Here is a 12,865-nt window from a genome sequence, read left to right on the forward strand (position 1 = left end):
ACGAGAGCTTTTTAGTCAGCCCCTTAAAGCTAATTCTTAAAAATAGCGTGCAGTTATGAAAAGTGTTTTAGGTAATACCATAAAATTAACAGTTATATTATTGCTGACATGTGCTTGCAATAAAGCCAAAGAAGCACCTAAAGATCCGGTAAAACCGCCGGTAAATAAGGGGCTTATAGTTAAAGTAATGTCGTATAACATACATATCGGCAATCCGCCAAGTAAACCTGCTAATTACCGTGATTTGTCGGCCATTGCAAGTGTAATTAATATTGAAAAACCTGACCTGGTAGCGTTAAGCGAAGTGGACAATAAAACCCAGCGCTCTGGTGTAACTGTTGACCAGGCAAAAGAACTTGGGAAACTTACCGGCATGTATTACTTTTTTACTAAAGCAATGGATTACCAGGGTGGCGAATATGGCGATGCTGTTTTATCACGGTTCCCGATCCTGGAGAGTACCCGTTACGTACTTCCCACAACAGGATCTGGATTTGAACCCCGTTCTGTAGCCATGATCACCGTAGAAAAAGAAGGCCGTAAATTCCATTTTGCCGCAACACATTTAGATCATACCGCAGAGGACGCGAACCGTATTCTTCAGGCTAATGAGCTGGTAAAAATTATAAACCAGCTTTCTATCCCGTTAATAATAGCCGGTGATTGGAATGCCCAACCCAGTTCTCAACCGATAGAGATATTAAAACAAACGCTTACGCCAACATGTGTCAATAATTGCCTGTTAACTTTTCCGGCTACTAAACCAGATCGTACAATTGATTATATCATGTATAAACCCCTGGAGAAATTCAAAGTATTAAATCTCCGAACAGTAAATGAAACATACGCTTCTGACCATTTGCCATTAACTGCAGAGATAGAGCTTAAGTTTTAGCATTGGCCTATGAAAAGAGCCCCGGAAGCTTGTAAAGAGCTTTCGGGCTTCTGGACTGTACTTTATGGTGCAGCAGGGCATTTATTGTATTATCAATTCATATAAACCTTAAAATTAAATTATGAAAAAGCTATTAGTTATATCATTACTGGTAACCATGATGTACCGGTTAGATGCACAAATTATTATTACCGGCTTTTTAGTTGAGCCCCCCGGAACTGATGCACCAGCGGGAGGTGGATATGAGTATATTCAATTGAGGGCAACCCAGGATATAGATTTTGCTGCTACTCCGTATGCTGTTGTTGCAGGGGAAATAAGCGGGGGAACACCAAGCGCCTTAGGCTGGGCAGCCGGTGCAAGTTTAACCTATAAGTTTAATTTAACCAGCGGTACCGTTAATAAAGGTGATTATTTTTATGTAGGCAATACAAAAAAACTAATTAACGGAGCGGGGAGCACCGGTATCAGCTCAGCAAAATGGATACGTGTAAAAAGCACGGGAGATGAAACAGGAGATGATGGCATGGGTGTAAATGCCACCGCAGGTTTTTTGCCACAGGCTAAAAATTCAGCTTGCGGCATTGCTGTTTTTTCAGGCACTTTAATAGATGGAACAACTGTGCCGTTAGATGCAGTATTTTATGGAGATAATATTGGTAATGCCTATATTACAAGCAGTGGCAATGGCTACCTGGTTCCTAAAAATGATCTTTATGACCCTGATCCGGGTCAGCCCAAATTTGGTATGGGTAGTAATACAATCTTAATTGGCCCTAAGGCAACTACAGATGACAATCATTTTTATATGCTGGGAGGTGTATATAATCTTACAACCAACCATTGGGATGCTCCAAGGAGTGCCACATTAATTACATTAAGTTCAACTTCTACACTTGCTGATATTGAAAGTGGTACAGGTGCAAATATACTTCCCATAAAGCTCACCTCGTTCACTGCGCAAAAGCAGCAAAACGCGGTACGCTTATCGTGGTCAACAGCATCAGAAACCAACAATTCGCATTTTGAAGTGCTACGTTCTGACGGAGAGGCTTTTCAAGCCATTGGTATGGTACAGGGAAACGGTACTACCTCCGAAATGAATACTTATAATTTTACAGATAATAATCCTTTGCCCGGTATATCTTATTACCAGTTGCGGCAGGTAGATTTCAATGGTAAATCAGAACTTTCTAAAATTATCCCTGTAAATATCGAATTTAGTCAGCCGCAGATAAGGGCTACAGGGCGGAGTAACACGCAGCATATTGAAATTTCGGTTTACTCGCCTCAGGCTGGTCGCGGCAAGCTACAGGTAACCGATGTAAACGGTAAAAAAATCGCGACTCAGAATATTAGCCTGGAAAAGGGCAATAATCAGTATACCATTCCGGCAAACTTATCTGCAGGCGTTTATATTGCAACGGCGGCTATAGCCGGTAAAAAGTATGCTGTGAAGTTTATGCCGCAGTAATCTCCGCACAAAAAGAATCAAAATATTGCTGTCAGCATAAACAAATCTTCTTTGATTTAATTCAGAGGAGATTTGAATAACAAATGAGGCTCAGGCCAAGCTTCGTGTCTTCACGAAGCTTCCCTTTATACCGGTTCGTGAAGACACGAACCGTTGCGTTAGGATTTATTCAGAGAAGTTACTGTGAAAAAATACCCGGAAGGACTATCTTCCGGGTATTTTTTTAGCACACCCGCTGATATAAAGGTTTTGCCAGATTTTAATGAAAGCAAGGCTGTTTTAAGTGTCTGCACTTTATTTAATGCCAAATTTGTGTTAAAATAGTATTATCTCTATATCTCCGAAAATAGCTATTATAGCAACCTCTGCTACATTATGTCTGTATATCAATGTCATAATTTAACAAGTATTAGTCAAAAAAATATTATAAATGAGCGTGAATACTTTCCATCTTTGGGTCAACTAACCAGGTATAGATTATGTTAAAAATTCTACAGATTTTCCTGCTATCGGCAGGATTGCTGACCGGGGGAATTCAGGTATTTGCACAGAATTCACCAAACAAGGTTGTCAGAGGAACAGTAACAGATTCAGAAGGGATTCCCCTGGCGGGAACATCTGTTTCTGTTAAAGGTAGTGCTTCGGGCACATTAACGGATGCCGATGGAAAATATACGGTCAGGGTGTCTGAAAATACGACCGTATTGGTGTTTACTTTTTTGGGAATGCAAACCCAGGAACGTATAGTCGGAAACCAGCAAATTATTAACGTAACCCTTAAACCGGTAGACCAACAACTGGAAGATGTGGTGGTTATTGGCTACGGAACGGTTAAAAAGGCCGATTTAACCGGTGCGGTACAAAGCCTGAGTTACCAGGATTTGAACAGGGAAAACCCGGGAAATATATTATCGGCTATGCAGGGCAAGCTGGCCGGGGTAAACGTAACGCAAAATGACGGCGCTCCGGGAGCAGGACTGAGCATTAAAATCAGGGGAGCCAATTCATTCCTGGGCGGCACAGAGCCGCTGTACGTTATTGACGGAGTGCCCTTTAATGCCAGCAACAGCGATGCTACACCACAATCTATTGGTGAAGATGAAAAGCAAACCAACAATGTGATGTCGTTTTTAGACCCGAACGATATAGAAAGTATCGATGTGCTGAAAGATGCTTCAGCGACAGCTATTTATGGTTCCAGGGGCGCTAACGGCGTGGTACTGATAACTACCAGAAAAGGAAAACTCGGAAAAGATAAAGTAGAGCTATCCGTTAATGTGGGAACGGCAAACGTATCTAAAACCATAAGAGTGCTTACGCCTTATGAGTATGCGCAATTTCAGAATCTTTCTTATGAAACCGCCAATAAATACGATGGAACCAGCTATAATTTAAGATATCCCGACCTTTCACTTTACGAGAATGTGCATACCAACTGGCAGGATCAGATTTTCAGGAGAGGTGTCACTCAGCAATATAACGTCAATATCTCAGGCGCTACCGATGCTGGAAACCATCGCATTTCATTTAATTACCTGAACCAGGATGGAATTATTAACAATTCAGATTACCGGCGATTGGGGTTGAGCTTAAACCTGAACAGAAATCTTGGTAAAATATTTAAGGTAGGAACCAGCACATCCGTATCGAATAATATTACCAATGGCGTAAAAACAGGTACCGATAAATCGGATGCGGCAAGCGCCGGCGTAATCAGGTCGGCTACCTCCTTTCCGGCAACCATAACGGAAATAGAGCAATACAGCGATTCGGGAGACTCTTATTTTATAACAAACCCCGTAATATATACCAACGATGTGCTGAACCGGGTAAATTCATATAACATATTTTCTTCCAATTATGTAGAGGCAGCCATTTTAAAATCCTTGAAATTCAGGCAGAATGTCGGCATCAATTATGGATCGGGCAACAGGGATCAATATTATCCGAGAACAGTTTATGAAGGCTTCGCATCAAAAGGCTGGGGTTTGAAATCAGATAATCAATACTCAAGCATTGTCTCAGAAAGCATTTTAACGTTCGATAAAACAGTTAGAAAGCACAGCTTTAATGTAGTGGGAGCTTCTACGTATGAATCGTCCCATTCGCAATGGAAACGTGCCGAAGGAAAAACGTTTCCTAACGATTTATTGCAAAATGAAAATTTAGAATCGGCAGAACAGGTAATGCCCATCAAAGGCGCCAAATCAGCTTCTACGCTGATCTCTTTCCTGGGAAGATTAAATTACGCTTTTGACGACCGGTACCTGTTTACGTTCTCTTACCGGGCAGACGGTTCCAGCAAATTCGGCGATAACAACAAATGGGCCGGCTTCCCTTCGGCAGCCTTTGCCTGGAAAATCAACAAAGAGCCATTCCTTAGCGATTCCAAAACCATTGACGATTTAGCACTGCGGTTAAGTTACGGTCAAACAGGTAACCAGGGTATTGGCGCTTATTCATCGCTTTCAAAGCTTACCGTATACAATTATCCGTTTGACGGAAACCTGCAAAGCGGTTTGGCAGACGATTTTTATTCAGGTCCGGCCAATTCCGAATTGAAATGGGAAACCACTACGTCATATAACCTCGGTTTGGATGTAAGCGTGCTGAAAAGCCGCGTCAACTTACACGTTGATCTGTACAAAAAACAAACCGATGACTTGCTGCAATATGTTACTACGCCGTCGTCCACAGGTTTTGAGCGACAACTGCGCAACTCAGGGTCTATTGAGAACAAAGGGTTGGAAATCGCCATAGACGGGCGTGTATTAAGCCGTGGGAATTTTGAATGGAAATCGGCGTTTAATATCGCGTTTAACCGCAACAAGATACTCGATTTAGGCGGGCCTACCGAACAATACGCTACTAATATTTCAACCGGTGACCAACCGTTTATCCAAACGATAGGTCATCCGATAGGCGCTATTTACGGTTATGTGGAAGACGGTTATTACGATAACGAGGCCGAAGTGAGAAACTCGCTGTTATATACCAACCAGGGCGATGAAATTATCAGGAGAACCATCGGTGAAATTAAATACAAAGATTTTGACGGCGACCCTACAGCATTATCTACAAGCGACAGAACCTTTATCGGCGACGTGAATCCCAAATACACGTTTGGCTTCACCAATAATTTCAGGTATAAAAGTTTCGACCTTTCTGTTTTCATTAATGGTGTTCAGGGGAATGATATCATTAACATGAATACCCGTTTCAATGCTAATATCGGTACACAGAAAAATGTTCCTAAAGCCATGCTTGACGGTTCCTGGAAAGACGGACAGGATAACTCGAACGCAACCTGGCCCAAAGCGATGAGGCAGTTCTGGCGGACAATTTATTTCTCCAGAAGATTTGTTGAAGACGGCAGTTTTGTACGGATCAAAAATCTTGCCTTGGGATATACGTTGCCAAAGCATCTCATCAAAGGAATCTCATCAGCAAAAATAACCTTTGGTGTAAGCAACCTGTATACATTCACCAACTACTCAGGATATGATCCCGAAATGAACAGCTACGGAACCAACCCGGCCCTGTTTGGAGTAGACCTGGGCGGTTATCCTAATTCACGGACTTATAATTTGTCAATACGTTGCGGCTTTTAAAACAAATTGTTATGAGAACATTATTTAAAAATACGATAAAGACATTTGTTATTGCAACGCTGGCGGTAACAACGGTCACCTCTTGTAAAAAAGCGTTAGAAGAAAAACCATATTCTTTTTTGTCGCCGAATAATTTTTACAAGAATGAAAGTGATGCGAAAATTGCGATAAACGGAGTTTATAATGTGCTGTATTCATGGGATTTATACAAGCAGCCGATATGGAATATGACCATGCTGGACGATGACCATGTATCTGGTGCGGATTGGTTCCTGGGCACTTCAGGTGCGGGTAACTTTCAGGGATATTGGGGCGTAGACGGTCCCTGGGTAGGATTTTACTCCTTAATATCACGGGCAAACGTGGTGATAGAAAATGTAAGCAACATCACGGAGAATATAGATCCCGACATAAAAAACAGGATTATCGGCGAAGCGTATTGCCTGCGGGGATGGGCTTATTTTCAGCTGGTTCAGCTTTATGGTGAAATCCCGTTAAGAGATAAATCGCTTTCCGCCGACCCTAACCCCGATGTGCCCAAGTCTCCGGTGAAAGAGGTTTATGAATTCATTATTTCCGACTTTAAAAAAGCGGAAGAATTGCTTTTGCCGGAAGGAAATCCAAAATCCGGGGAACCGGGAAGAGTGAAAAGAGGTGTAGCCAAAGCGTTTTTAGCCAAGGTTTATCTTACCATGGCTTCGGGATCTTTGTCCAACGTCCAGATAAGCGTACGCGGCGGGCAAAACAACGACATTTACACCTATACCAAAAGTGTGGTGGCCGGACTTGAAGGTTTAGACAGCAGGGAGTATTTTAAACTTGCCAGGGATAAAGCCGTAGAGCTGTTGCACGATAATGAATATTCGCTTTTTACCAATTCGTGGAAAGAAATATGGAGTAAAGAAAACAGGAACAAAAAAGAGCACATGTGGGAGCTGCAATCCCTGGCCGGAACCGATTTGTTTACCAACAACATTAACGCTTATTTTTCGGCATATTCTACCTTTGGCCGGGGCGCTGTTTGGTTTACCAACAATCATTACAAAGATTACGAAGCCACTGATTTAAGGGTATTGGAAGGTGTAAAGCACAACTATCAGAGTACTACCGGAACACGGTATTATTATCCCTCATGGGAAGCTGCCACCTATAAAGTTGTTGGCGGCGTTACCTATAACAACAACGGCACAACAGACGACCGGGCGTACGTAATTAAGTATGAAGATGTAGCCGACCAAACCATAGCCAACAGCGATGCCTATATCCCGTTATTGCGCTATTCGGAAGTTTACCTGATAGCTGCCGAGGCGGAAAATGAGCTGAGCACTACCCCATCTGACGATGCATATACCTATTTAAATGAAATAAGGAGTCGTGCGCATGCCAGTACGGTATCCGGCCTCAACCAGGAAGAGTTCAGAAGTTTCGTGCTGGCAGAACGGGCTCGTGAATTTGTGTTTGAAGGCATCAGGAGGTTTGATTTATTGCGTTGGGGAATTTACTTACAGGTAATGAATAAAATAGGAACCGGGCAGGATAACATCTCGAAGGTAAGAACAGAAAAACATCTGCTCTTCCCTATTCCAATTGGCGAAATGCTTTCTAACAAAGCAATTCATGAAAATAATAAGTTCTGGTAATTTTAAAAAGATTGAACATGAAAAATCTAAAACCAGTAGTGATAAGCATATTTGCTTTAGCTATGCTGTTTTCCTGCAAAAAAAACGAAGTGTCAAAGGAAAATACAGCACCTCCGCAAGTCTCGTCCGTTACCAATTTAACCGACCGGGGTACCGCGTTAACCTTCTGCGACTTTGGCGATTGGATTATTATAAAAGGTTCGGGCCTGTCAACAACCAGTAAGATAGATTTCAATGGCGTTCTGGCAGCAGATTCTTTATTTTACGCGGACGATAGCACCATAACCGTTAAAATACCGGATATATTGCCCGATGTGTTGAATAATCCCATCACCGTATACACCAAATACGGAACGGTAACGTATCAGTTTCAGATTAAGCAGCCTGCGCCGGTTATTAATAATATTTCCCCCGCGGTAGGCGACCCCGGAGATATTGTAACCATAGCAGGATTGAATTTCATTAATCTTGTAAACGTTAAAATCGGCGATGCCGATGCGGAGGTAGTATCGTCTACACCTACAGAAATTAAAATTAAGGTGCCGTCTGTTTCGTATGGTTATATCAGCGTACAAACTACCAGCGGTCAGGTGCAATCTTCGGGCATTTTTGGGTTTAAATATATTGTATATACAGATGCCCTGGCTTCTGATTGGATTTATAGTCTCTACAGTGCAGGTTACCAGGTAGTACAGGCCCCATCGCCGGTTTTAAGAGGCACATCAGCTATAAAAGTACTTTATACTACCGCATGGGGAGGTTTCAGGCTTAAAAAGAACACGGCTATGAGCTTAACCGGCTATAGCTCCTTAAAATTCTCTGTGTATGGAGAAGCTGAATCTGTAGGCAAAAAAATAAGGGTGTTTCTGAACAACAGTTCATCTACAGGCTATAAGGATATAACCATTACCGAATCGGGTAAATGGATTACTTATGAAATCCCGCTATCTCAATTCGGCAACCTGGCCACTTTGAATTACATAGAAATCAAAGAGTTTTCAGGAAAAACACATACCATGTACGTTGATGATATTGTGCTGATGTAAAAGCGAATTGGATTAGTGTAAATTCGATGAATAAAGATTAGCGATCGGGCGAAGCTCCAGCTTCGTCCGTTTTACACTTAAGCCTCTGGCTTCGGCCAGGTTTCGTGTCTTCACGAAACTTCTCTGATACTGGCTCGTGGAGACACAAACCGGGGCGTTGGTAGTACCAGGGAACAAGAAGGTAGCTCAAAAGTAAAATAGCACCGTCATTTCGACGATCCCGAAGAACTTTCGAGCTACCTTCCCTTATATAACCTGAGTTCGATTAATATTTAACTGATTATTAACAGATTGCTTCACCCCTGCACACATTTTCCACGCTTCGGTTCGCAATGACGCTCCTATTTTCGTCTTTGCGAGGACGATAGGACGAAGCAACCGAACGAAGTGAGCTCATGAATACCACTAAAAACATAAAAAAACAATGAATAACCGAGCAAAGCGAGCTCATGAATGCCATTGGAAAACCATAAAACCCTAATGAATAATCTTTGTTAGTCCTGTTTTGAGCAGGATTATTAATCGAACTCAGATTTATATAAAAATCCGTGTTCCGCTGTAATCCTGCCTGAACTCGGTTGGCGTGCAACCTTTTTTCTTTTTAAAAATCCGGTTAAAGTTAGAGATGTTGTTAAATCCGCAGTTGTAGGAAATTTCGGCAATGGTATGCGTGGTTTCAATTAACATCCGGGTGGCGTGTCCCAGGCGTATTTCATTCAAACTATCAATAAAGGTTACGCCCGTCCGTTTCTTGATAAACCGGGAAAAAGAAACCTCGGTCATATTAACCAGCTTCGCCACATCCTTTAAAACAATCGGTTTGTCGTAATTGGTATTCATATAATCAAACGCCTTATCTATCCGGCGGCTGCTGTATGAAACGTTGGCCTCAGTAAAGCCCGCATCCGAAAGCGAAGACATTCCTCTGCTGGTTGATAAATCGTGGAGAATAAGCAGCAAAGAAATAACCGAATCAAACCCACTTTTCTTATCCAGCGAAAGTATTCTCGGGGCAATGCTTTCTATGGTTTCACGTGAAAAAGTGATGCCTTTTGCGCTTCTTTCGAACATCTTCTTCATAAAATGAAGCTGGTTTCTTTTGAGCAGCTTTTCATCAATAAGGTCCCTGTGCCACTGTATGGTGATTTCGGTGATGCACTCGCTTTTACACTCATGTGTAAACCAGGCATGAGGAAGATTCGGGCCCACTAAAACCAGTTCCATGTCGTCAATTACCTCGATGTGGTCGCCTACAATTCTTTTGGCGCCTTGGGCATTCACAATTAGGTTCAGCTCAAACTCCTCATGATAATGCAGGGGGAAGTTAAATTCCTTTTTTACCCGTGAAAACAGCGTGAAGCAATCATTTTGGGTTAAGGGAGTAATTTCTTTGGTAATGGCCGGATTATTCATAAAGTGAATAGTAGCTTTAACTAATTAAAAAGATAAATAAATATAATACCTGTAGGATATTTTAGCAAAAAATAAAATATGTTTATGAAGGGCTATTCGCCATTTTATAATCTTTAAACAGGTCAATTAGGACAAAAAAACAAATTAAAAGGTTAAAAAAGTATTATATCAGACCGAACCTTTGTAGCTATTATTGGATAATTATAAACCAGAAGAGAATGACCATCAGAACGCTTTGTTTTTTAACGGTACTATATATGACAATGCAATCGTTCACCGCTGACGTTATTGCACAGCCCATAGATAAAAAAGCCTCGAAAGAAACCAAAGCGCTGTACAAAAATCTTCATACCGTTACTAAAAAAGGCATTATGTTCGGGCATCAGGATGATTTGGCTTATGGCGTAAACTGGAAATATGAACCCGGCAGAAGTGACGTAAAAGATGTTGTGAACGATTATCCTGCTGTTTTCGGCTGGGACATCGGCGGTATAGAACACGACAAAAAGGAAAACCTGGATAACGTACCATTTGATAGTATCAGAAACTACATCAGGGAAGTTTACGGGCGGGGAGGCATTAACACTATAAGCTGGCATTTGGATAATCCCGTGAGTTTGGGGCAAGCCTGGGACACCACAAAAGCCGTTGCCAGCATATTGCCCAATGGCAAAGCGCATCAAAAATACCTGCTCTGGTTAGACCGGGTCGCAGGCTTTTTAGAAAGCCTTAAAACAGACCAGGGAGTTTATATTCCGGTGCTGTTTCGCCCGTTTCATGAGTTGAACGGAGCCTGGTTTTGGTGGGGGGAAACCCACTGCACTAAAGAGGAATACATTACCCTGTGGCGTTTTACGGTAGATTATCTCATGAATAAGAAAAATCTTCATCATCTTATCTATGTATTCAATACCAACAGCTTTAAGGATGAAGCCGAATTTTTAGAGCGTTATCCCGGAAACAATTACGCGGATATTGTGAGCTTTGATGTGTACCAGTTTGCTGCAGCTAACGCTTCGAAAGCTGCGCTGAAAAAATCCTCGCTTCAGTTCCAGGAGCAATTAAAGGATAATTTAATGGTCTTAACAGCCGTATCTAAGCGGAAAAATAAGCCTGCCGCTTTAGCGGAAACTGGTTTCGAAGCACTCCCCGATGACACCTGGTGGACACAAACCCTGTTCCCGGCTATCAAAAATTTCCCGATAGCTTACGTGCTGGTTTGGAGAAACCACGGACTCAATTCAGAAAATAAAATGCATTATTATGCACCGTATCAGGGTCAGGCATCTGCCGAAGACTTCAGGCAGTTTTACCGGTCAGGGAAAATGCTGTTCCTGAAAGAAACAGGCAAATTAAAGCTATACCAATAATTGTATGATAAGTCCCAAATTAAGTATAAAAGAAAAGGTGGGATACGGATTTGGCGATTTCGCGTCGTCCATGTTCTGGAAAATCTTCTCCGTTTACCTGCTTTATTATTACACCGATATCTTCGGTTTATCTGCCGCGGTAGTTGGCACCATGTTCCTGGTAACAAGAATCTGGGATACCGCGTTTGACCCCGTTATAGGAATTATTGCCGACAGAACAGAAACAAAATGGGGAAAATTCCGGCCGTTTATCCTTTGGGTGGCTGTTCCTTTCGGGTTAATCGGCGTGTTAACGTTTGCTGCTCCTGAACTTGGCAGCAACGGAAAGGTAATCTATGCGTACATTACATATACCTTAATGATGATGGTTTATTCCGCCATTAACGCTCCGTATGCCTCGCTGATGGGCGTAATGACCGCTGATATTAAGGAGCGTACTACCTTATCCACCTATCGTTTTGTATTTGCCTTTGCCGGAAGCATTTTGGTTTTGGCTACTGCCGAACCATTGGTAGATTTTTTTGGCAACTCTTTAAATGTACCGGTCGCTAAAAGCTGGCAATTTACAGTTGCCGTTTTCGCGGTAATTGCCTGTATGCTCTTTCTGCTGACTTTTTCGTGGACAAAAGAACGCATAGCACCTGTAAAAGAGCAGAAAAATGCCCTGTCTGAAGATTTACAGGATTTAGGAAAGAACAAGCCCTGGTTTATTCTTTTAGGTGCGGGAATTGCCACGCTGATATTCAACTCGCTAAGAGACGGTTCGGCCATTTATTATTTCAAATATTACATCGTTAACCAGGAAGCATTCAGCGTTCCGGCACTGAATATTGCTATAAATTACAGTAGCCTTTACCTGGTTTTAGGACAGGCTGCAAATATTGTAGGAGTAGTGATGGCCAAACCCGTATCAGATAAAATAGGCAAGAAAAAAACATTCGCTTTGGCGATGCTTATTGCTACGATTTTAAGCGGCTTCTTTTACTTCTTCAACGAAACGGATATCACCCTGATTTTTATTTTCCAGTTTTTAATCAGTATATGCGCCGGCAGCATATTCCCTTTACTATGGTCAATGTACGCCGATATTGCCGATTATTCTGAATGGAAAACAGGCAGGAGAGCAACGGGACTTATTTTTTCCTCATCATCCATGTCGCAAAAGCTGGGCTGGACACTCGGCGGAGCATTAACCGGCTGGTTATTAGCCCTGTTTGGCTTCAAAGCGAATATGGTCCAGGCAGAGGCCATGCAAACAGGATTAAAAATGATGATGAGTCTGGTACCGGCATGCGGAGCAATAATATCTACCTTATTTATTCTTTTTTATAGCCTGTCTGATGAGAAGATGCAGCAGATTGCCGATGAACTGGCAGAAAGGCGAAAATAACCCATACAATCTATTAGAAAACCATT

Annotated in this window: 8 protein-coding genes; 7 read left to right on the forward strand and 1 reads right to left on the reverse strand. The window is 42.1% G+C overall.

Annotation, left to right across the window (positions count from 1 at the left end):
- Positions 1–55 precede the first annotated feature (55 nt).
- From FW774_RS02890 to FW774_RS02910, 5 genes are all read left to right on the forward strand, one after another.
- Positions 56–895 carry an endonuclease/exonuclease/phosphatase family protein gene (locus tag FW774_RS02890; RefSeq protein ID WP_149346643.1) on the forward strand — a complete coding sequence of 280 codons (840 nt, stop codon included), beginning with the start codon at positions 56–58 and terminating at the stop codon, positions 893–895.
- A gap of 121 nt (positions 896–1,016) precedes the next feature.
- Complete coding sequence (locus FW774_RS02895; RefSeq protein ID WP_149346644.1) at positions 1,017–2,369, forward strand: T9SS type A sorting domain-containing protein; 1,353 nt, start codon at positions 1,017–1,019, stop codon at positions 2,367–2,369.
- Between the two features lie 479 nt (positions 2,370–2,848).
- Entirely contained in the window at positions 2,849–5,980 is a 3,132-nt protein-coding gene (locus tag FW774_RS02900; protein ID WP_149346645.1) for a SusC/RagA family TonB-linked outer membrane protein, read from the forward strand.
- A gap of 11 nt (positions 5,981–5,991) precedes the next feature.
- A complete protein-coding gene (locus FW774_RS02905; RefSeq protein ID WP_149346646.1) occupies positions 5,992–7,620 on the forward strand; it encodes a RagB/SusD family nutrient uptake outer membrane protein in 1,629 nt (542 codons plus the stop codon).
- 17 nt (positions 7,621–7,637) lie between these two features.
- Complete coding sequence (locus tag FW774_RS02910; protein ID WP_149346647.1) at positions 7,638–8,666, forward strand: IPT/TIG domain-containing protein; 1,029 nt, start codon at positions 7,638–7,640, stop codon at positions 8,664–8,666.
- A gap of 534 nt (positions 8,667–9,200) precedes the next feature.
- On the opposite strand, the gene FW774_RS02915 is transcribed toward FW774_RS02910, so the two are convergent.
- Positions 9,201–10,079, reverse strand: a complete 879-nt coding sequence (locus FW774_RS02915) for an AraC family transcriptional regulator (RefSeq protein WP_149346648.1) — start codon at positions 10,077–10,079, stop codon at positions 9,201–9,203.
- A gap of 218 nt (positions 10,080–10,297) precedes the next feature.
- On the opposite strand from FW774_RS02915, the gene FW774_RS02920 reads away from it, so the two are divergent.
- Both FW774_RS02920 and FW774_RS02925 read left to right on the forward strand, forming a co-directional pair.
- Positions 10,298–11,449: a glycoside hydrolase family 26 protein gene (locus FW774_RS02920; RefSeq protein ID WP_242457685.1), complete on the forward strand. Its 1,152-nt coding sequence runs from the start codon at positions 10,298–10,300 to the stop codon at positions 11,447–11,449.
- A gap of 7 nt (positions 11,450–11,456) precedes the next feature.
- Positions 11,457–12,839 (forward strand): MFS transporter, encoded by a 1,383-nt coding sequence (locus FW774_RS02925; RefSeq protein WP_149347137.1) that lies wholly within the window; start codon positions 11,457–11,459, stop codon positions 12,837–12,839.
- Positions 12,840–12,865 lie beyond the last annotated feature (26 nt).

It is taken from the genome of Pedobacter sp. BS3 (genome assembly GCF_008274585.1).
Classification (GTDB): Bacteria; Bacteroidota; Bacteroidia; order Sphingobacteriales; family Sphingobacteriaceae; genus Hufsiella_A.